A 20875-nucleotide genomic window follows, 5' to 3' on the forward strand; every position below is an offset into this window, starting at 1 on the left:
TCACTCCAGACGGCAAGTGGTCAACTGTCCAACTGGTCGGCTCCCATCCCCATGCGGTACCCCATCGCCCGGTACCCGCTCTGACGTTTCTCCCACATCCGCAGCAGTGCCGGATGTCCAGTATCGACGAAATCGATGATGCGCACATCGGTCTTGCAGGCGTGCTCTCGATGCAGACGACCGGCGTATTGCTGCAGCGTGCCTTTCCAGGAGACGGGCATCGCCAGCACCAGTGTGTCGAGGGGCGGATGGTCAAAGCCTTCGCCGACCAGTTTGCCCGTGGCCAGCAGTACGCGCGGCGCGTCGGGCGGTAAGGCGTCCAGTGCCGTGATCAGCGCTGCACGCTGTTTCTTGGACATCCGGCCGTGCAGCATAAACAGCTCCGGTATTTGTTTTTCCAGTGCAATCCGAATAGCGTCGAGGTGTTCGGTACGCTCGGTCAGCACCAGCACTTTGCGACCCTGCTGAAACGCGTCACGGACTTCGGTGGCAATAGCTTCGGTCCTGGCCTGGTCATCGGCCAGATGCCGGAACACATCCTGGATGCCCGCCTCGTGCGGCAAGTCGATCCGTGAGAAACGTGTTCGCGGCAGCACCTCTAAGTCATGGGGTGCACCTGCCGGCTTAGCTGCTGTGTACCGGATCGGCCCGCACTGCATGAAGATGATCGGTTGTTGACCATCGCGGCGAATTGGGGTTGCCGTAAGGCCGAGCACGAACCTCGCCTTGGTTCGCTTCAGGATGGCATCGAATGACACGGCGCCAACGTGATGGCACTCGTCCACGATCACCTGCCCGTAGTGCTCAACCAGCGGATTGACCTCGCCCTGCCGGGATACCGACTGCATCACAGCGATATCGATCTTCCCGGTGGGTTTGGCCTTGCCACCACCGATGGTGCCGACCACGCCCTTGCCTACGCCGAGAAAGACTTGCAGGCGCTCTTGCCATTGTTTCAACAACTCGGTGCGGTGCACCAGCACCAGGGTGTTCACGCCCCGGCGAGCGATCAGCGCGGCGGCGGTAACGGTCTTGCCGAATGCTGTTGGCGCGCACAGGACCCCGGTGTCGTGATGCAGCATGGCCGAAACGGCAGTTTCCTGGTCAAGGTGCAAGGTGCCAGCGAAGACCACATCGATGATCTCGCCGCCAAATCGCTCGTCATGCAGATCGCAGGCGATGCTGTTGTCGCGCAGCAAGTCCATTGCTGCATCAAGACAGCCGCGAGGCAGAGCAATGTGTTGGGGGAAGTTTTCAGCATTGCCTATGACACGCGGCTTGCCCCACACCGACATGCGCATGGCCTGGGCCTTATAGAACTCGGGGTTTTGGAAGGCGGCCAGCCGGATCAGGCGATTGGCCAGCGCTTGGGGGAGTTGCGCCTTCTCGAAATAGATCAGGTTCGCCAACGTCACCGTGAGCGATGGCGGCATCGCACCGGATAGTTTCTTGGGCGATGCGCTCTCGCGCTTCCACGGCGTAGCCAGATCCTCATCGTCGATGAAGGTGACATCCAAGGGATGGACGCCACCGGTAGCACGCAGGATGGTCGGCTCGATGTCGTGAGCAGGCATCGGCCGGATCGCCGCCAGGAAAGCCCACTGGTCAGGATGCGGGCGCAGATCGGCATCAACGAACACACTGAAGCCGCTCTCCCTGGGCCACTTTTGCAGCGGCAGCGCGATCAAGTTGCCGAAGCCGCCTTTGGGCATAGTGTCCTGGTTGGGGAACAGCCGGTCGTAGGACTCCAGCTTCAGTTGCCGGGTGCGCGTGCAGGTGTGACTGATGATGGCCGTACCCAGTCGCCGGGAATCGCGGGCAGAAACGCGGCTGGCGAAGAATACCCATGCGTGCGCGCCTTGCCCGGAGCGGGAAATTTCCAGCGCAGCCGGCACGCCCAGCTCCTCGCAGGACTGCATGAAAGCACGCGCGTCATCTCTCCAGTCGGCCTCATCGAAATCGACCGCCAGAAAGTAGCAGGTGTCGTCCTCCAGCAGCGGATAGACGCCGACCGTGTGCGCACCGGCCAGATGGTCATAGATCACCGCGTCGGACAGCGGGATCAGCAGTCGCTTGCCGCAGTCACCACACTTGATACGGGGCTTCTCACACACACCGGCACGCCACTCGTTGGCGCAGGCTGGCGCATAGCCCGACTTGCCCGAGGTTTTGCCTTCCCAGCGAACCGGATACACATCCATGCGCCCGCGAAACAGTCGCCGGAACAGGGTCACCTTTTCAGTGGTGGACAGCCTGGACGGCTCCGGTGCTGCTACCCCTGGAGCCGGCTGGGACGGCGAAAGGCGCCACTCGATGCCGTGTGATTCAAGCAGCGCGATCAGGCGAGCGTTCTCGGCCAGCACGGCTGCGAGCGTCTCCTGTTCAGCCATCGACTCCGTGCTCGATCAGCAATTTGTCCATGTCATCGCCGACGCCATAGCCAAAATCGTGGCTGATGTGCCTCACCTCATCCAGCCGCCCCCAAAGGGCTGGTCGCTGCCCATCGGGCAAAGTCGCAATGATCGTCAGCGCTTGCTCAAACATCAGCACCAGCGCATTGAAATAGCCCTCGTCCTGCAGGCCCACGTCGCTACTGAAACCGGCCGCTTGCTCGCAATAGAACACCATCAGCTCCGCCAAGCCCTCTGATGGGCCGATGGCCTTCTTGTAGTCCGAAATGGCTTTCTTGGCCTTGGCCACCGAGGTGTCCTGATTCTTGAATACATCAGGCCACAGCCAGCGAGCTATAGTCGTTTTGTAAGGCTTGAGCACATCGCCGCCGAGTGCGAAGCGCGCGTGCAAGAACGCCTGGTTGTCCTTGTTGGCGGCGTACAGGTCTTGTATGAGTCCGATCAGTCCGGCGCGGTCGAAATCGGCCAGTTTGGCTTTAACGTCGCTCCAACTCGGGGCGGTTTTCTTGGTGGCCATGGGTGTTATTCCCCCTCGTCGCGGGCTGGGCTCCCACCCTCAATCTGTTTTGATCGCCCGGTCGAAGTCGCTCTCGCACAAGCGGTCCTGCACGATGCGGTACTTTTCGAACTCGCTCTCGGCATGATCTCGGCCGATACCTTGCCCGCATCTCATGGACCCCAAAGCGCCGCTGTTCCTGCCGCTGCGCGGGAAAAGGACCGGCGCCAGGAGCTCTGCCGAGGGTATCTATGCCCTGGTCGGCGCCTACGCCTGGGTCCCCGGCATCACGGACGAAGGCCACGGCCTGCGCGCCACCGCCGCCCTCGAGCACGAGGCGGACATCGCCAAGGTCCAGCAGTGGCTAGGCCGCGCCAAAATCAGCACCACCCGGCTCTACAACCGCCGGCACATGCGGGCGGAGGATTCGCCCACCTTCAAGATACGGTACTGAACAGAGCAGCGTACTGGCCATGATCAGGCCATCCGCTTAGGGTGTACCTAAACCGGGCAAATGACTTATGCCGTTCTGACTTCGTTCAGTAGCTCCGGATGACGATCAAGCACCTTGAGCAGCTTTACCAACGCCAATGGCGGCTTGGTCTTGCCAGTCTCATATCGCGAGAACGCATTGACGCCGCCGCCGAAAATCTCGGCCGCTTCACGCTGGTCGAGCGCGAGTTTCTTGCGCACAGCAGCGATAAAACCAGGATCGACAATGGCTGCATTGACCTGCTTCGAGAAAGCGCGCATTTCGCGCATGACGCGATCCGACTCTACAGCGTCCAGGACAGGCTCGGCGCAGGCCGGGCAGAAATCGCCCGTCACCGCAGCAAGGACGGCTTATAGGTATAGGGCAGGTCGCGGGTGTCGTGGATCAGTTCCGCCGCGCCGCAGAAGGGACATTTCATGTTCATAGCTCCTTGAAGGAAACGATCAGCACGTCATCAATGACCGTCAGCTTCAGATATACGTCGCCGGCCTGCGTACTTGGGCGGTACACGTCTTGCCAGACCGTGTGATCGGCGTGAGTGGTCATGCTCTTGTAGAAATCCGCTGGCGTAAGCGCCATCACCACGGCCAGCATGTCGGCAAGCCCAAGCCCAAGCCCAAGCCCAAGCCCAAGCCCAAGCCCAAGCCCAAGCCCAAGCCCAAGCCCCAACTCATTCGCACCAACTCGCGCAGCATGCGTGGTACGTACCTTGCCCACCTCGATCAAAGCTTTGATGGCGGATAGCTTGCAGTGGGGGCGTTCTTTTCTCCATAACCGCAAATTAACCTAATAGGTTATATATCTGGCAAGTTGGCCAATTGCCTTGGCGAACAATCTTGTCCGCATTCTGCGGGCCCCCCAGGATCGTTGCACCTACTCGGGGGCGGTGCATCGGCCTCTCCGCTCACGCCATCTACTGAAAAGAAAAGCCCCCGGCCAGCCTTTCGACAGAACCGGGGGCCCCAACGGCGTGGCAGCACAGGTTTCCCTACGGCTACTGAACGCCAGAGCACATTACTCGCATCTGGCGTCGCGAGTAAACACCGCTTCGGTTGCAGTACCATGCCTGTGCGTTCGCTAATGCAGCCTCTCCACCCAGGAGGTGGAAAGATAGATATTTTTTTTGCATAGCAAAAATATTTTGAATATTTGCCAGCGCGGCCTGCATGCCCTATAAAATACATATTATTGAAGGTGCATGGCTTGCACGAGTACCCTTTCCCCTCCTCATGCGGAGGGATTTTTTTGCATCGCAAAATGCCACTGCAAGCTGGTGAGCAGCCCAGCCGCGCGCCCTGTAAGCCATCGCCTACAGCAGATCGAGCATTCGCCCAATAGGCGCGAAACGGCTACCGGCGTAGATTGAACTCACCCAAAGACGTCGACAGAACGACGCAGGCTGACCAGGATGGCGGCCAAGGGACAGTCGCAGGATAAGCGGCTACTTCGTCAGGATGACGAGCTCAGGGAAGGAAGAACACGAACGGCGAGGCGATCCCTCGCCGTTTTTGTTTGTGCGCGCTCGAAAAGTACTTCGCGGCGGCGGGCCGCGAACATGCTGTACGGGGCGTGCCTGACGCACTGCCGACGAGGGGCCATGATTAACGATGGTTGCGGACCTGTTGAGGTTTGCTATGGATTTCCTCGTCCTTCCCATTGGCCTGGTGATGACTCTCTTTCTGATTACCCTGATTGAACGCTGATCGGGACGCGCGCGCCCCTATCCATCAGCCATCGCCTACCGCAGATCGAGCGTTCGCCCAATAGGCAGATTGAACCGACCCAAGGCGTCGACGGAACGACGCAGGCCGACCACGGACGGCGGCTGCATCGAGAAGAGTGTTGACAAGAAAAACCAGACGGCAGGGCCGCCGACACCATCCCAACATCCCCAGCCCCTGAGCCCGGCTCGCCTTCGACAGGCCGTTTTTCCGCATGCCGAAACGAGTCCCCACTCCCGCATCCCGGCCACGGCGGCGAATCGGCACAGGTCCTCGCGCGGGCTTATTATCTCTTTTAAGTGGACAATATTGCACTTTTCAGCCTCTTAATCGGATCGCGAGGAGACACTAGTCTGTGCTCATGGTGCTGAACAAGGCACCCCTACCTACCCGGAGACACGGACATGACCCTTTCGACCCCGACCGCCACCCACACCGCCACTGCCTTCGCCGGCCGCGCCCTGCTGAGCTCGCTGTTCATCGTCAGCGGCCTGGGCAAGGCCGCCGCCCCGGCCGCCACCCTCGGCTACATCGGCAGCACCGGTATGCCCTTCCCCACGCTGGCTCTGGCGGCCGCGCTGCTGATCGAGCTGGGCTTCGCCGCGGCGCTGCTGCTCGGCTACCGCACCCGCTTCGTCGCCGTCGTGATGGCCGGCTTCACGGTGGCGACAGCCCTGGCCTTCCACAACCAGTTCGGCGACCAGAACCAGTTCATCCACTTCCTGAAGAACCTGGCGATCGCCGGGGGCCTGCTGCAGGTGGCCGCCTTCGGCGCCGGCGCCCTGAGCCTGGATGCCTACCGCAGCCGCCGCATCGCCCACGCCTGAAGCTTCCCGCCCGGCTCCGGCCGGGCCGCACCGACCGAGGAATCCGCCATGCACACCCACGAACTGCGCCGCTCCAGCGAGCGCGGCCAGGCCGACCACGGCTGGCTGCAATCCCGCCACAGCTTCTCCTTCGCCGACTACCACGACCCCGAGCAGGTCGGCTTCTCCGACCTGCGGGTGATCAACGACGACCGCGTCGCCGCCGGCCAGGGCTTCGGCCGGCATCCACACCGGGACATGGAGATCCTCTCCTACGTGCTCGACGGCGCCCTCGAGCACCAGGACAGCCTGGGCAACGGCTCGCTGATCCGCCCGGGCGACATCCAGCTGATGAGCGCCGGCACCGGCATCGCCCACAGCGAGTACAACCCCTCGCCCCGCGAGCCGGTGCACTTCCTGCAGATCTGGATCGTCCCGGCCGTCCGGGGCGTGACGCCGGGCTATCAACAGCAACGCTTCGCCGCCGAGGACAAGCGCGGCCGGCTGCGGCTGATCCTCTCGCCGGACGGCGAGCGGGGCTCGCTGCGCCTCCACCAGGACGCCCGGGTCTACGCCGGGCTGTTCGACGGCGCGGAACGGGCCAGCCTGGAACTCGGCGGGCAGCGCCACGCCTACGTGCACCTGGCGCGCGGCGCGCTGAGAGTCAACGGCCAGCGCCTGGCAGCCGGCGACGGCCTGCGCGTCCGCCACGCCGAGCGCCTGGAGTTCGCCGACGGCGAACGGGCCGAGGTGCTGGTCTTCGACCTGCGCCCCAACGAACTGCCGCGGATGCCCTGAACAATACCCACAGTGGCCCCTGCGGGCAGCGCCGGGTATACCGCGCCCGGCGAAAACCGGAACGGCCACCCATCGCTCACTGCCCCCTTGAAGCGTGAAGGAGTCCTCATGAAAGCACTGCAATTTTCCCGAACCGGCGATCTGTCTGCGCTGCGTTATCTCGACCTGCCGACACCGGTCCCCGCCGCCGGCGAGGTGCTGGTGGAGGTCAGAGCCAGCGGACTGAATCCGAGCGACGTGAAGAACGTGCTCGGACGTTTCCCCTACACCACCCTGCCCCGGATTCCCGGCCGGGACTTTGCCGGCGTCGTGGTGCAAGGTCCGCAGCATCTGCTGGGCAAAGCAGTGTGGGGGACGGGCAAGGAGCTGGGCTTCTATAACGACGGTGCCCACGCCGCCTACGTGAAGCTGCCCGCCGACGGCGTGGCGCTCAAACCTGCGTCCCTGAGTTTCAGCCAGGCCGCCGGCCTCGGCGTGCCCTATACCACCGCCTGGGATGCCCTGGAACGTAGCGGCGTGGGCCGTGGCACGCGGCTGCTGGTGATCGGCGCTGGCGCGGTGGGCCGTGCGGCCCTGGCACTGGCCAGGGTGCGTGGTGCGCACGTGCTGGGTGCGGCGCGCCGTGAGGAACAGCGGCGGGCTCTGCAGGCCAAGGGGTTTGAAGCGCTGCCGCTGACCACTCCGGAAGCGCTGCCCAGCCAGGTCGAACAGGTGTTCGAGGGCGGCGCACAGGTGATCTTCGATACCACCGGCTTTTGGCTCGCCGCCGCGGTTCCGGCGCTGGCGACCTTTGGCCGCGTCGCGATTATCGCGGCGCCGGTCGACGGCCAGGTGCAGTTGCCCGCGCTGGACCTGTATCGCCGTGGCGGCTCGGTGGTCGGCGTCAACTCGTTGCTCTATGGCTGCGCCGAATGTGCGCGGATGCTGGAGCGCTTTGGCCGGCATTTCGACGACGGTACCCTGCCTGCTCCGGATGGATTGATCGAATCCTCCCTCGCCGAGGGCCCGGCGCGTTATGCCGACGTCGACGAAGGGCGCAGCGAGAAGGTGATCCTGATTCCCTGAACCAGGACCGCTTGGCGCTCGCCGCCGGGCCTGCGAGGCGCTTCGCGGGCCCGGCGCAGGCGCTTGCCGACCGGAGCGTAAAGGCGTTGCCCCTAAACCCGGGAGCCCCTCTCTTCCTCCGGGAAACCCGGGGCGGTTCAGCCTGGGCCATGCTGTGACTGCCGACGCGCCGTGTGATGAGTCTGATGCGGTGCCTGAATGTCTCTACTGTCACGTTGTTGATGTGCAGCCGACCGAAAATGTGGCGCGCGAGGATGGAGGTTGGCGACCTGGTCGTGGACCAAAGCGAATCGTTGCTGCTGCCCTGAACATCAAGCGGCAAGGCATTTTGAAGTTTAAGGCGGAAGGACTGTCCGTCTCTGCCCATCGAGGCTTGCGTCAATCCGATGTGTCGCCGGTTGCAGCAGCCTGAGAAGTGAGAAGCCTCGCCCTCCAGGGCGGAGAGCAGTCATCCAACTGGCAACTCGAGCACCACACGCCCACGATCAGGACAGCTTTCCAGATAGCGATATGCTGCAACGAAATCCTCAAAAGCGAATACACGATCGATGGGCGGCCGCAGCAATCCCTGCGTAGTCAGCTCGTCGAGCTGCTGCAATGCCGTCCGGACGGTCTCGCGGTCGGGCTCTATGCCCAGCTCCGGATGGCCGGTGAAATCCAGGATGCAGTGGCGGAAGAACTGCAGGTGCTTCTGAAAGGCTGCGCAGGCCGGGAAGCTCGCATCGTTGCCGCCATTGAGCCCATAGAGAATTAGTTTGCCGCGCAGCGCAGCCAGATCACCGAGCAGCTTCATCTGCGGCCCGCCACACTGGTCCAGCACCACCTCGACACCCGTGCCACACGTATGGCGCTGCACTTCCATCACCAGATCCTGCTCCTCGGTGACGATGACCTTGTCGGCCCCCATCCGGCGGATAAACTCCCGGCTCGCGGACTTACTGGTGGCGGCGATCACCTCGGCACCAAGGGCCTTGGCCAGTTGCACTGCCTGTGGCGCCAGGCAGTGTCCGGCCTCGGTGACCAGCAGCCTTTGGCCGGGGCGCAGCCGGGCCAGGCCGACCAAGGCGAAGTAGGCATAGAGGTAAGGTGTGTAGTGCACCGCTGCCTCTCGCGCCGAGAGTACCTCGGGATAGACCGTCAGGCTGGTACGGGGCATCAGTACCAAGTCACCACAGGCCGGATAACGGTTCGGCGAGTGTGCCGGGAAACTGGCGACCGGCATGCCCAGCGCAAGATCGACAACGCCTTCGCCCATTGCCGCCACGCGCCCGGCCAGTTCATAACCCAGGCCGGCCGGCAGTCGCGCCCGTTCCGGAGCGAGGTTCTGCCGCCACAGCACGTCCTGCCAGCCAAGGCCCAACGCCTCCACCTGCACCAGCACTTCGCCCGGTCCCGGCCGCGGGGTCGGCAACTCCTCCAGACGCAGCACGTCGGCATCGCCGAACGCGTGGAAACGGATCATGCGGGACATCGCCTACCTCATCTCGAAGTCATCACCCCGACTCTAGCCGGGCTGGCCAGGCAACTCCACCTACCCCGCCTCGATAGTCGACATGCACGCCGCTGATTCACAGCCTCCCCGTGCCGGCGGGCCCCACCCTTGACGTGTAGCGGTCCGGCCTGCACCTTTGCCCCAGCCAACGGACAAAACGATTGACTGCTCCCCTTCCTGAAGGAAGGGGATTCCCAATTCACCGAGAACCGGACAGCGGTACTTGACCAATGCCACTTACATTCTCTCCAAGGGCTAACACCGCCAGCCCGGCGGCTTTAATGTTGATCGCGGCATTCACGTCGCGGTCGTGTTCGGTTCCGCACTCCGGGCAGCTCCAGGAGCGGACCTGCAGAGGCAGTCGCTCAAGGATATGCCCGCAACACGAGCAACGCTTGGAACTGGGATACCAGCGGTCGATGCCGACCACCTGCCTTCCAGCCCAGCCACCCTTGTATTCCAGCTGGCGAGCGAACTCGCCCCAGCCGGCATCGGCGATGGCTTTGCCCAGCTTCGGGTTGCGGATCAGGTTCTTCACGGCGAGGGATTCGACGCAGACCACTTGGTTCTCGTTGATCAGTCTGCGGGACAGCTTGTGCAAGCGGTCCATGCGGCAATCGGAGATTCTGGCGTGAATACGGGCCACCTTCAGGCGGGCCTTGGCGCGGTTCTTCGAGCCGAGCTTCTTCCTGCTCAGCCGGCGCTGCGCCAGGGCCAACCGGGTGGCGTATCTGGCCATATGGCGGGGATTGCCGATGCGTTCGCCCTCGCTGGTGACGAACAGGTCTTTCAGGCCCAGGTCGATGCCGATCATCTGCGGCGTGACGGGCAAGGCCTCAGGTTCGAACTCGCACAGGCAGGACACGAAGTACCGGCCTGCAGAGTCTTTGGAAACGGTGACGGTGGACGGCTCGCCAGGCAGCGGCCGGCTCCAGCGGATATCCAGCGGCGTCCTGGACTTGGCCAGGTACAGCTTGCCGTCCCGGTAGCTGAACGCCGACCGGGTGAACTCGGCGGACTGGCGATGCTTCTTGCTTTTGAATGCCGGGTACTTCGTGCGGCCCGCAAAGAAGTTCCTGAACGCGGCCTGCTGATGGCGAAGGCATTGCTGCAGCGGGACGCACGACACCTCGTTCAGCCACGGCAACTCGCCGGAGCGCTTGAGCCTGGTGAGTTCCGCATTGGCTTCCAGATACCCGCCCCTCTCCTGCCGCTGGAAGAATGCATCGGTTCGCCAGCGCAGGACATGGTTATAGACAAAGCGCGTACAGCCGAACGTCTGAGCCAGCAATTGCGCCTGCTCAGGTGTCGGGTAGAAACGGTATTTGTACGCACGGTGCATGCATCACATGTTGCCATCCGCAATATGAAGATGGCCACACCGAAACGGAGGAAGCGGGAACAGGGGCGCTCTGCGAGCGCCGCGCTATCCCTCCCCGGACTAGAAGTCCGGGGTTTCCCGTGCAAAATCAGATGAACCGTAATGATCTGCGTCGCCTCGATCTGAACCTGTTGATCGTCTTCGAGACGCTGATGCACGAGCGCAGTGTGACCCGCACGGCGGAGAAGCTCTTTCTCGGCCAACCGGCGATCAGTGCAGCCCTGGCCCGCCTGCGCAACCTGTTCGACGATCCGCTCTTCGTCCGTACCGGCCGCAACATGGAGCCGACCACCCGGGCCGTGGAAATCTTCGCCCTGCTCTCCCCTGCTCTCGACTCGATCTCCACTGCCGTCAGCCGGGCGGCCGACTTCGCTCCGGCGACCAGTACGACCGTGTTTCGCATCGGTCTCTCCGATGATGTGGAGTTCGCCTTGCTGCCACCGCTACTGCGCCGCCTGCGCGCCGAAGCACCTAGCATCACTCTGGTGGTGCGCCGTGCCAACTACCTGCTGATGCCGCAGTTACTGGCTTCGGGCGAGATCTCGGTGGGGGTCGGCTACACGGAGGCGTTGCCGGCCAATGCCAAACGCCGGGTGCTACGCCGGAGCATGCCGCGCTTGCTGCGGGCCGATGCCATCCCCGGCGCGCTGAGCCTGGACGACTACTGCGCGCGGCCCCATGCGCTGGTGTCCTTCGCCGGCGACCTCTGCGGTTTCATCGACGACGAGTTGGCCAAACTGGGCCGTACGCGCCGCGTGGTGCTGGCCGTTCCCCAGTTCAACGGTCTGGGCACTCTGCTCGCCGGCACCGACATCGTCGCCAGCGTGCCCGACTACACCGCCGCGGCCCTGACCGCTGTCGGCGGTCTGCGTGCCGAGGCGCTGCCCCTGGCGACGCCCGCCTTCGAGTTGCACATGGTCTGGCGGGGCGCTCAGGACAACGACCCGGCCGAGCGCTGGCTGCGCTCGCGTATCCAGATTTTCTGCGGCGATCCAGACAGTTTGACCCAAACAGACCCGCCCCATCACTCCGACTGATAATCAACTTCGCGACATTCGATTCGTCGCCGCCGGACACGCGTCCCAGACTCCGCACACGCATACATACGACCGGCGGAATCATACATGGAACCGTTCCTATCCCGGCCCCGGCATCTCGCTCTGGCCATCATTGCCCTTTTGACCCTGAACGCTTGCCGCAAGGCCCCGGAAACCGTCCCGTCGGCGCCGCCTGTCAAGGTCCGCGTCGCGGAGGTCATCGAACAGCCGATCAACGAATGGGACGAGCTCTCGGGACGCCTCGAGGCGCCGGAATCGGTGGCGGTCCGCCCGCGGGTGTCCGGTTACATCGACCGGGTAGCCTTCACCGAAGGTGGTTTGGTGAAGAAAGGCGAACTGCTGTTCCAGATTGACCCACGTCCCTTCGAAGCTGAAGTCAAGCGTCTGGAAGCCGAACTGCAGCAGGCCCGTACCAGCCTTGCCCGCGCCGCCAAGGAGGCCCAGCGCGGCGAACGCCTGCGTGCCAGCAAGGCCATCTCCACCGAGCTGGCCGATGCTCGAGCCAGCGCCGCCCAAGAGGCTCGCGCGGTGCTCGCCGCGATCCAGGCACAGTTGGACAACGCCCGTCTGGACCTCGGCTTCACCCGTGTCGTCGCGCCTATCGACGGCCGCGTCGGTCGTGCCGAGATCACCGCCGGCAACCTGGTCAACGCCGGCCAGGCCCTGCTGACCACGGTGGTATCCACCGATCGTATCTACGCTTATTTCGATGCCGATGAGCGCATCTTCCTCAAATATGCCGAGCGGGCCCGGCGCAACGGCGGCGATGCCCGCGCCGCCGCACCGGTGTACCTTGGCCTGACCGGCGAGAGTGGCCACCCGTACCTGGGGCGGCTGGACTTTCTTGACAACCAGGTCAATTCGCGCACCGGCACTATCCGCGGCCGTGCGGTGTTCGAGAATGCCGATGGCCGCTTCACGCCCGGTCTGTATGCACGCATCCGGCTGGTCGGCAGCGACACCTACGCCGCCGCCCTGATCCAGGACACTGCGATCGGCACCGATTTGGGCAAGAAATTCGTCCTGGTCCTCGGCGAGGACAACACCCTGAGCTACCGTGCTGTCGAGCTGGGGCCGAAGCTGGAAGGCCTGCGCATCGTCCGCCAGGGCTTGGCCAAAGGCGAGCGAATCGTGGTCAACGGCCTGCAGCGCGCCCTGCCCGGCGTCACCGTGGAAGCGCAGGACGTGCCTATGGCCGATGCAGATACCTTGGCCGTCCTGGCCCGCCAGCGTCAGGCGGTAGAGGGCGATGCCGCATCTCATGTGGCAAGTCGCACGACCGCAGTCAAGGACGGACGCCCATGAACTTCTCGCAATTCTTCATCCACCGGCCGATCTTCGCCGCCGTGCTCTCGCTGCTGACCTTGATCGGCGGCGCTATCGCACTGTTCCAGTTGCCGATCAGCGAATACCCAGAAGTGGTGCCCCCTACTGTAGTGGTGCGCGCCAACTTCCCGGGCGCCAACCCCAAGGTGATTGGCGAAACGGTCGCTTCGCCGTTGGAGCAAGCCATCGTCGGCGTCGAGGGAATGCTCTACATGTCGTCCCAGGCAACCTCTGACGGCAAGCTGACTCTGACCATCACCTTCGCTCTAGGCACCGATCTGGACAACGCCCAAGTGCAGGTGCAGAACCGCGTGACCCGCACCATGCCGACCCTGCCCACCGAGGTGCAGCGCCTCGGCGTGACCGTCGACAAGGCCTCGCCGGACCTGACCATGGTGGTTCACCTGACCTCGCCGGACGAGCGCTACGACATGCTCTATCTGTCCAACTACGCCGCGCTCAACGTCAAGGACGAGCTGGCGCGTCTCGACGGCGTGGGCGACGTGCAACTGTTCGGCCTCGGCAACTACTCCCTGCGCGTCTGGCTTGATCCGCACCGGGTGGCCTCGCGCGGCCTCACCGCCATGGACGTGGTCAACGCCATCCGCGAGCAGAATCGCCAGGTCGCCGCCGGCTCCCTCGGCGCACCGCCGGCACCGGGCGACACCGGCTTTCAACTGTCGATCAACACCCAAGGCCGCCTGGTCAGCGAGGAGGAGTTCGAAAACATCATTGTTCGTACGGGCGAGGATGGTGAGATCACCCGCCTGAAGGACATCGCCCGCATCGAGCTGGGCTCCAGCCAGTACGCCCTGCGCTCGCAACTGAACAACCGGCCGGCTGTGGCCATGCCGGTCTTCCAGCGACCCGGCTCCAACGCCATCGACATCTCCAACGCCGTGCGCGCGCGCATGGCCGAGCTGAAGCAGAGCTTTCCGCAGGGCGTCGACTACTCCATCGTCTACGACCCGACCGTGTTCGTACGCGGCTCCATCGAGGCGGTGGTGCACACCCTGTTCGAGGCGATCATCCTGGTGGTGCTGGTGGTGATCCTGTTCCTGCAGACTTGGCGCGCCTCGATCATCCCCCTGGCGGCGGTACCGGTGTCGCTGATCGGCACCTTCGCGGTGATGCACCTGTTCGGCTTCTCGCTCAACGCCCTGTCGCTGTTTGGCCTGGTGCTGGCCATTGGCATCGTGGTGGACGATGCGATCGTGGTGGTGGAGAACGTCGAGCGCAACATCGCCCTCGGCAAACCTCCTCTGGAGGCGACCCGCCAGGCCATGCAGGAGGTTACCGGCCCCATCATCGCTACCGCTCTGGTGCTTTGTGCGGTGTTCGTGCCGACGGCGTTCATCTCCGGCCTGACCGGGCAGTTCTACCAGCAGTTCGCCCTGACCATCGCCATCTCTACAGTAATCTCGGCATTCAACTCGCTGACCCTGTCGCCGGCCCTGGCCGCCGTGCTGCTCAAGGACCATTATGCCCCCAAGGATCGCTTCTCCCACGTGCTCGACAAACTGCTCGGTGGCTGGCTGTTCGGCCCCTTCAACCGCCTGTTCGAGCGTGCCAGTCACGGCTATGTCGGTACCGTGCGCCACGTGCTGCGAGGCAGTGCCATCGCCCTGCTGGTCTACGGCGGGCTGATGGGCCTGACTTGGCTGGGCTTTTCCAGCACCCCGACAGGCTTCGTACCGCCGCAGGACAAGCAGTACCTGGTTGCCTTCGCCCAGTTGCCGAACGGCGCGACCCTCGACCGTACCGATGCGGTGATCCAGCGTATGTCGGAGATCGCCGGCCGGCATCGGGGGGTGGCCGACACCGTGGCCTTCCCCGGCCTGTCGATCAATGGCTTCACCAACAGTCCGAACAGCGGCATCGTCTTCACCCCCCTCAAATCCTTTGAGGAACGCAAGGATCCGTCGCTGTCGGCTGATGCCATCGCTTCCGAGCTGAATCGCCAGTTCGCCGAAATCCAGGACGCCTACATCGCTATCTTCCCGCCGCCGCCGGTGCAGGGCCTCGGCACCATCGGCGGCTTCCGCGTGCAGATCCAGGACCGTGGTGGCCTCGGCTACGAGGAGCTGTATCGGCAGGTGCAGAACGTCATCGCCAAGAGCCGCACTGTGCCAGAGCTGGCAGGCCTGTTCACCAGCTACCAGGTGAACGTGCCGCAGGTCGACGCCGACATCGACCGGGAAAAGGCCAAGATCCACGGCGTGGCCATCAGCGATATTTTCGACACTTTGCAGGTGTATCTGGGTTCGCTGTACGCCAACGACTTCAACCGCTTTGGCCGCACCTATCAAGTCAATGTCCAGGCCGAGCAGCAGTTTCGCCTGGAGCCGGCACAGATCGGCCAGCTCAAGGTGCGCAATAACCGTGGCGAGATGGTGCCGCTGTCGACCTTCGTCAGGATCGAAGGCAGCGCCGGTCCCGATAGAGTGATGCACTACAACGGCTTCCTCACCGCCGAGATCAACGGCGCCGCCGCCCCCGGCTACAGCTCCGGCCAAGCCGAGGCTGCGATGGAGCGGCTGCTGCGTGAGGAACTGCCGGGCGGCATGACGTTCGAGTGGACCGAGTTGACCTACCAGCAGATCCTTGCCGGCAATACCGCCATCTTCGTCTTCCCGCTCTGCGTGCTGCTGGCGTTCCTGGTACTGGCCGCCCAGTACGAGAGCTGGGGCCTGCCACTGGCGGTGATCCTGATCGTGCCCATGACCCTGCTGTCGGCCATCGTCGGGATCAAGATCGCGGGCGGAGACAACAACGTCTTCACCCAGATCGGCCTGATCGTACTGGTGGGGCTGGCCTGCAAGAACGCCATCCTCATCGTCGAATTTGCCAAGGACCAGCAGGCGGAGGGCCGGGACCGTATCGCCGCCGTACTGGAGGCTTGCCGCCTGCGTCTGCGGCCAATCCTGATGACTTCCATTGCCTTCATCATGGGCGTGGTGCCGCTGGTGCTGTCCTCCGGGGCCGGTGCCGAGATGCGCCATGCCATGGGGGTGGCAGTGTTCTCCGGAATGATCGGAGTGACGCTCTTCGGCCTGCTGTTGACCCCGGTATTCTTTGTGTTAGTACGGGCTTTTGTCGAACGACGCGAGGCTCGGGGGAGCCGGCAGGCACTTGTAGCGCGGGAGTGAAACTATAACGCGCCGTCAGTCTGGAGTCCGTTGACATCCTCCCCTCCCTCTCGCTGACGCTCGCCGCCCAAGGGCGGAAAGGAAGGGGGTTCCTACCGTGTTCAGCCCGACAGGGCTGACTCACCTCGGCGGGTTCCTGCTGCTGGCGGCCTGACCGCACCGCTCACTTCACAGGCTAACCGGGCGTGTCCCGCCCTTAGGGTCGTCTCAGAAAACGGATCGCAAAGTAATGCAATAGACTCCACCCACCCTGACGCCGGAGCACACTCCGTCGACGGGTGACGAGGGTGTCACTCTCCATCTGAGACGAGGAGTCCGTCATGAATTGTGTAGCTACGGTGATTGGCCTGGACATTTCGAAAAACGTATTCGTTGCCGTGGGTCGTGACGATCAGGGTCGGGAGGCGTTCAGAAAGAAGTTTTCTCGACACCAGGTACTGGCCTTTTTCGCGAAAGCGGCACCGGCGAAAGTCGGCATCGAGGCGTGTGCCAGTGCGCATCATTGGGCACGGGCGCTTGCCGGCCAAGGTCATGAGGTGCGTCTGATCGCCGGGCAGCATGTCAAAGCGTATCTGACTGGGAACAAGAACGACGCAAACGATGCGGCGGCTATTGCGGAAGCACGCTCTCGCGCAATGACCAAATACGTTCCAGTAAACACTGAAGCGCAGCAGGATCTGCAGATGATGCATCGGGTCCGACAAAGTTTGATCGAGCGCCGAACCGGCGTTATCAACCAGGCTCGTGGCCTGCTTGGCGAGTATGGCGTTGTGATTGCCACTGGCGCACGAACCTTGCGCCGGGAATTGGTGGCCATACTGACCAGCGATGCGCGTGGTTTGTCGGCCACAGCACTGGATACATTCCGGGATCTGTCCCAACAGCTGGACGACTTGGAGGCTCGCATTACTCGATACGACGAGCGCATCCTGCAAGCAGCACGTGCTGACGAGCGCGCTCAACGCTTGATGGAGGTGCCGGGCGTCGGCGTCCTGACCGCAACGGCGCTGCTGGCATCGCTCAACGATGCGTCACACTTCGGCAATGGCAGGCACTTCGCCGCCAACCTCGGCCTGGTGCCCCATGAGCACAGCACAGGCGGCCGGCAACGCCTGTTTGGTATCAGCAAACGAGGTGACCGCTATCTGCGCATGCTGTTGATTCACGGCGCACGAAGTGCCCTGCAGTGGGCACACAAGCGGACCGACAACATCCTTCGTTGGGCCGCTGACCTTCAGCAACGCAAAGGCACGAACGTGGCTGCCGTTGCGTTGGCGAACAAACTCGCCCGCATCGTCTGGGCGCTGCTTGCTCACGGTCGCCGGTATGAGCCGATGCATATCACCAGTACACTGGTGCACTGAACGCCACGGCACAACGTTTTAACCTTCTACCGAGGTTGCGAAGGAACGAGAGGAAGATGCACCACTGGTAAGACCGACGTTGGGAAAATCCGATTAGCGTACTGGTACTCGAATGCCGTTATCGTATTTGGAACCCAACGCGCGCACTGCATTGTGGCCCGAGCATTCTGATGCTCACGCGAAGGCCGGATAGATACGTGCAACCTTTATCCAGTTGGTCACCGAGGATCGTTTCTTGCAAAACGGGTGGAGTCCATAGATACGCTAAGCCGGTTGCAGCGGCCGTAGCGGCCTGAACTTACCAACGCCGATCTTGGCACTGTTACGCCAGAGGTAATCCCCGCTCAGGTTGATGTGCTCCCAGCCCAGCGGTGCCAGGTACTGCAACAGGGTGTCATCGACGGTTTGGCTGTGGTTGGGCAAGGCGTGGGTAGCTCGCTCCAGGTAGACCGTGTTCCACAGCACGATGGCGGCCGTCACCAGGTTGAGGCCGCTGGCCCGGTAGCGCTGCTGCTCGAAACTGCGGTCGCGGATTTCGCCCTGGCGGTTGAAGAACACCGCGCGAGCCAGGGCGTTGCGCGCCTCGCCCTTGTTCAGCCCGGCATGCACGCGGCGGCGCAGCTCCACGCTTTGCAGCCAGTCTAGGATGAACAGCGTGCGCTCAATACGCCCCAACTCGCGCAGGGCGACGGCCAGGCCGTTCTGGCGTGGATAGCTGCCGAGCTTGCGCAGCATCAGCGAGGCCGTCACCGTGCCCTGTTTGATCGAGGTGGCTAGCCGCAGGATTTCGTCCCAATGGGTGCGCACGTGCTTGATGTTGAGCGTGCCGCCGATCATCGGCTTGAGCGCGTCATAGGCAATATTGCCCTTGAGGATGTAGAGCTTGGTGTCGCCCAAGTCGCGGATGCGCGGCCCGAAGCGGAAACCGAGCAGGTGCATCAGGGCAAAGACATGATCGGTGAAGCCCGCCGTGTCGGTGTAATGTTCCTCGATCCGCAGGTCGGATTCGTGGTACAGCAGGCCATCGAGCACGTAGGTCGAGTCGCGCACGCCGACGTTGACCACCTTGGTGTGAAACGGCGCGTACTGGTCGGAGATGTGGGTGTAGAAAGTCCGTCCTGGGCTGCTTCCATACTTCGGGTTGATATGGCCGGTGCTTTCTGCCTTGCTGCCTGTTCTGAAGTTCTGGCCGTCCGACGATGACGTGGTGCCGTCGCCCCAGTGCTCTGCGAAGGGATGCCGGAACTGGGTGTTGATCAGTTCTGCCAATGCCGTCGAATAGGTTTCGTCGCGGATGTGCCAGGCTTGCAGCCAGGCGAGCTTGGCGTAGGTCGTGCCAGGGCAGGACTCCGCCATCTTGGTCAAGCCAAGGTTGATCGCGTCGGCCAGGATCGTGGTCAGCAACAGGTTCTTGTCCTTGGCCAGGTCGCCGGATTTCAAGTGCGTGAAGTGCCGGGTGAAGCCTGTCCACTCATCGACTTCGAGCAGTAGTTCGGTAATCTTGGGTAATCTTGACGTGGGGCGGGATCATGGCCGTCTGGTCGATCAGCGCCTGCGCGGTGTCGGGCACCACGGCATCCAGCGGCGTGATCTTCAAGCCCGACTCGGTGATGATGGCGTCCGGAAGGTCGTTGGCCAGCGCCATGCGGTTGACGGTGGCGAGCTGCGTTTCCAGCAGCGTCAGCCGGTCATGCAGGTACTGGTCGCAGTCGGTGGCCACGCCCAGCGGCAATTCGCTGGACTGCTTGAGGCTGGCGAACTTCTCGGGCGGCACCAGGTAGTCCTCGAAGTCCTTGAACTGGCGCGAACCCTGCACCCAGATGTCGCCGGAACGCAGGGCGTTCTTGAGTTCGGATAGCGCGCGCAACTCGTAGTAGCGCCGGTCGATGCCAGTGTCGGTCATGACCAGTTTCTGCCAGCGCGGCTTGATAAAGTCGGTCGAGGCATCGGCGGGCACCTTGCGGGTGTTGTCGGCGTTCATGCCGCGCAGCACCTCGATAGCGTCGAGCGCGTTCTTGGCGGCTGGCGCGGCCCGCAGCTTGAGCACGTCGAGGAATTCCGGCGCGTAGCGGCGTAGCGTGGCATAGCTCTCGCCGATGCGGTGCAGGAAATCGAAGTCCTCTGGCTGCGCGAGATTCTGCGCCTCACTGACACTCTCGGCGAAGGCGTCCCATGACATGACGGCCTCGATGGCAACGAACGGATCGCCGCCGCTTTGCTTGGCTTCGATCAGAGCCTGGCCGATGCGGCCGAACAGGCGCACCTTGGCATTGATCGCTTTGCCGGATGCCTGGAACTGCTGTTGATGCTTGTTCTTGGCGGCGTTGAACAGCTTGCCGAGGATGCGGTCGTGCAGGTCGATGATCTCGTCGGTGACGGTAGCCATGCCCTCGACAGCGAGCGCTACCAGAGTGGCGTAGCGGCGCTGCGACTCGAACTTGGCCAGATCGGCGGGCGTCATCTGGCCGCCCTCGCGGGCGATCTTGAGCAGTCGGTTCTGGTGTACCAGCCGCTCGATTCCAGAAGGCAGGTCGAGCGCTTGCCAGGCTTTGAGGCGCTCGATGTGTTCGAGTATGTGCCGGGAGTTCGGCTTGGCGGGCGACTGGCGCAGCCAGGCCAGCCAGGTCGTCTTGCCGTTGTCGCGGCGCTTGAGAAGATCGTCGAGGCGACGGCGATGCGCGTCCGACAACGGTTCGGACAATGCTTCGTAGATACGCCGGTTGGCGCGGGTGATTGCCTCGGCGCAGATGCGCTCGATGACACCAGGCGTAGGAAGGAGTACGCCCTTACGGCGCAGGCTGTCCACCAAAGCCGTGGCCAGCACGATGCCTTTGTCGGCCTGCCATGCCAGTTCATCGAGGCTGTATACGCTGGGTCGATAGTGCCGCGTGGTGAACGGCTGGTAGCCAAAGGCTGATTGCAATTCCAGCAGGTGCTCACGGCGAGTCTCGGCCCGCTGGCCGTAATCTCCCCAAGCTTCAGGCGGCACCTTCAATTGCGTGGCCACCAGGCGCAGCAACGGCGGGAATGGCTCCTCATCCACCGCGAGCATCACACCGGGATAACGCATGTAGCAGAGCTGCACAGCGAAGCCCAGCCGGTTGGCGGGGCCTCGTCGCTGCCGGATGATGGAGAGGTCGGTTTCGCTAAGCGTGTAATAACGGATCAACTCGTCCTTGGTGTCCGGCAACGCCAGCAGGCTTTCGCGCTCGGTGACGGACAGGATCGAACGGCGGGGCATGCAGTCTCCTTCTTCTTGAAAACGTAGGTTTGCGACAAGCCCGCCAAGACCTCCGGCACAGTACGGGAAATCAA

The 20875-nt window shown here is 63.2% G+C and carries 12 protein-coding genes and 3 pseudogenes; 8 read left to right on the forward strand and 7 right to left on the reverse strand.

Annotated elements, in window-relative coordinates; translation table 11 throughout:
- Positions 1-20: 20 nt before the first annotated feature.
- Together ACG10_RS22045 and ACG10_RS22050 are read right to left on the reverse strand one after the other, a co-directional pair.
- Positions 21-2390, reverse strand: coding sequence for a TOTE conflict system archaeo-eukaryotic primase domain-containing protein (locus ACG10_RS22045; protein ID WP_089170051.1), 2370 nt, complete (start codon positions 2388-2390; stop codon positions 21-23).
- A complete protein-coding gene (locus tag ACG10_RS22050; RefSeq protein ID WP_089170052.1) occupies positions 2383-2928 on the reverse strand; it encodes a hypothetical protein in 546 nt (181 codons plus the stop codon). Before ACG10_RS22050 ends, ACG10_RS22045 begins: the two co-directional genes overlap by 8 nt.
- Before the next feature lie 148 nt (positions 2929-3076).
- Between ACG10_RS22050 and ACG10_RS22055 the strand changes: the two are divergent.
- Positions 3077-3361 (forward strand): annotated as a pseudogene (locus tag ACG10_RS22055) (tyrosine-type recombinase/integrase); the annotation flags it as partial.
- A gap of 65 nt (positions 3362-3426) precedes the next feature.
- Here ACG10_RS22055 and ACG10_RS22060 read toward each other — a convergent pair.
- Positions 3427-3818 (reverse strand): annotated as a pseudogene (locus tag ACG10_RS22060) (type II TA system antitoxin MqsA family protein).
- Between the two features lie 2 nt (positions 3819-3820).
- Complete coding sequence (locus ACG10_RS22065) at positions 3821-4180, reverse strand: type II toxin-antitoxin system MqsR family toxin (RefSeq protein ID WP_089170053.1); 360 nt, start codon at positions 4178-4180, stop codon at positions 3821-3823.
- Between the two features lie 1345 nt (positions 4181-5525).
- Here ACG10_RS22065 and ACG10_RS22070 point away from each other — a divergent pair.
- From ACG10_RS22070 to ACG10_RS22080, 3 genes are all read left to right on the forward strand, one after another.
- Positions 5526-5948 carry a DoxX family protein gene (locus ACG10_RS22070; RefSeq protein WP_089170054.1) on the forward strand — a complete coding sequence of 141 codons (423 nt, stop codon included), beginning with the start codon at positions 5526-5528 and terminating at the stop codon, positions 5946-5948.
- Positions 5949-5996: 48 nt separating this feature from the next.
- Positions 5997-6725, forward strand: a complete 729-nt coding sequence (locus ACG10_RS22075) for a pirin family protein (RefSeq protein WP_089170055.1) — start codon at positions 5997-5999, stop codon at positions 6723-6725.
- Between the two features lie 108 nt (positions 6726-6833).
- Positions 6834-7790 (forward strand): quinone oxidoreductase family protein, encoded by a 957-nt coding sequence (locus ACG10_RS22080; protein WP_089170056.1) that lies wholly within the window; start codon positions 6834-6836, stop codon positions 7788-7790.
- 448 nt (positions 7791-8238) lie between these two features.
- Here ACG10_RS22080 and ACG10_RS22085 read toward each other — a convergent pair whose 3' ends face one another.
- Together ACG10_RS22085 and ACG10_RS22090 are read right to left on the reverse strand one after the other, a co-directional pair.
- Positions 8239-9261 carry a zinc-dependent alcohol dehydrogenase family protein gene (locus tag ACG10_RS22085; protein WP_089170057.1) on the reverse strand — a complete coding sequence of 341 codons (1023 nt, stop codon included), beginning with the start codon at positions 9259-9261 and terminating at the stop codon, positions 8239-8241.
- A gap of 220 nt (positions 9262-9481) precedes the next feature.
- On the reverse strand, positions 9482-10624 hold the full coding sequence (locus tag ACG10_RS22090; RefSeq protein WP_089170058.1) for an RNA-guided endonuclease InsQ/TnpB family protein: 1143 nt from the start codon (positions 10622-10624) through the stop codon (positions 9482-9484).
- A gap of 131 nt (positions 10625-10755) precedes the next feature.
- Here ACG10_RS22090 and ACG10_RS22095 point away from each other — a divergent pair, with 131 nt between their 5' ends.
- The 4 genes from ACG10_RS22095 to ACG10_RS22110 all read left to right on the forward strand — a co-directional run bounded on the left by ACG10_RS22095 (position 10756) and on the right by ACG10_RS22110 (position 17560).
- Positions 10756-11700 carry a LysR family transcriptional regulator gene (locus ACG10_RS22095; protein WP_089170059.1) on the forward strand — a complete coding sequence of 315 codons (945 nt, stop codon included), beginning with the start codon at positions 10756-10758 and terminating at the stop codon, positions 11698-11700.
- Positions 11701-11787: 87 nt separating this feature from the next.
- Positions 11788-13026 carry an efflux RND transporter periplasmic adaptor subunit gene (locus ACG10_RS22100; protein ID WP_089170060.1) on the forward strand — a complete coding sequence of 413 codons (1239 nt, stop codon included), beginning with the start codon at positions 11788-11790 and terminating at the stop codon, positions 13024-13026.
- On the forward strand, positions 13023-16196 hold the full coding sequence (locus ACG10_RS22105) for an efflux RND transporter permease subunit (protein WP_089170061.1): 3174 nt from the start codon (positions 13023-13025) through the stop codon (positions 16194-16196). Before ACG10_RS22100 ends, ACG10_RS22105 begins: the two co-directional genes overlap by 4 nt.
- Before the next feature lie 320 nt (positions 16197-16516).
- Positions 16517-17560, forward strand: a complete 1044-nt coding sequence (locus tag ACG10_RS22110) for an IS110 family RNA-guided transposase (protein WP_089170062.1) — start codon at positions 16517-16519, stop codon at positions 17558-17560.
- 264 nt (positions 17561-17824) lie between these two features.
- Here the strand turns inward: ACG10_RS22110 and ACG10_RS22115 are convergent.
- Positions 17825-20801 (reverse strand): annotated as a pseudogene (locus tag ACG10_RS22115) (Tn3 family transposase).
- Positions 20802-20875: the final 74 nt, after the last annotated feature.

The organism is Azotobacter chroococcum (assembly GCF_002220155.1).
GTDB lineage: Bacteria > Pseudomonadota > Gammaproteobacteria > Pseudomonadales > Pseudomonadaceae > Azotobacter > Azotobacter chroococcum.

Coding starts and splice junctions, on each gene's coding strand:
- ACG10_RS22045 (WP_089170051.1), bottom strand. CDS start 2,390: ATGGCTGAACAGGAGACGCTCGCAGCCGTGCTGGCCGAGAACGCTCGC.
- ACG10_RS22050 (WP_089170052.1), bottom strand. CDS start 2,928: ATGGCCACCAAGAAAACCGCCCCGAGTTGGAGCGACGTTAAAGCCAAA.
- ACG10_RS22070 (WP_089170054.1), top strand. CDS start 5,526: ATGACCCTTTCGACCCCGACCGCCACCCACACCGCCACTGCCTTCGCC.
- ACG10_RS22075 (WP_089170055.1), top strand. CDS start 5,997: ATGCACACCCACGAACTGCGCCGCTCCAGCGAGCGCGGCCAGGCCGAC.
- ACG10_RS22080 (WP_089170056.1), top strand. CDS start 6,834: ATGAAAGCACTGCAATTTTCCCGAACCGGCGATCTGTCTGCGCTGCGT.
- ACG10_RS22085 (WP_089170057.1), bottom strand. CDS start 9,261: ATGTCCCGCATGATCCGTTTCCACGCGTTCGGCGATGCCGACGTGCTG.
- ACG10_RS22090 (WP_089170058.1), bottom strand. CDS start 10,624: ATGCACCGTGCGTACAAATACCGTTTCTACCCGACACCTGAGCAGGCG.
- ACG10_RS22095 (WP_089170059.1), top strand. CDS start 10,756: ATGAACCGTAATGATCTGCGTCGCCTCGATCTGAACCTGTTGATCGTC.
- ACG10_RS22100 (WP_089170060.1), top strand. CDS start 11,788: ATGGAACCGTTCCTATCCCGGCCCCGGCATCTCGCTCTGGCCATCATT.
- ACG10_RS22105 (WP_089170061.1), top strand. CDS start 13,023: ATGAACTTCTCGCAATTCTTCATCCACCGGCCGATCTTCGCCGCCGTG.
- ACG10_RS22110 (WP_089170062.1), top strand. CDS start 16,517: ATGAATTGTGTAGCTACGGTGATTGGCCTGGACATTTCGAAAAACGTA.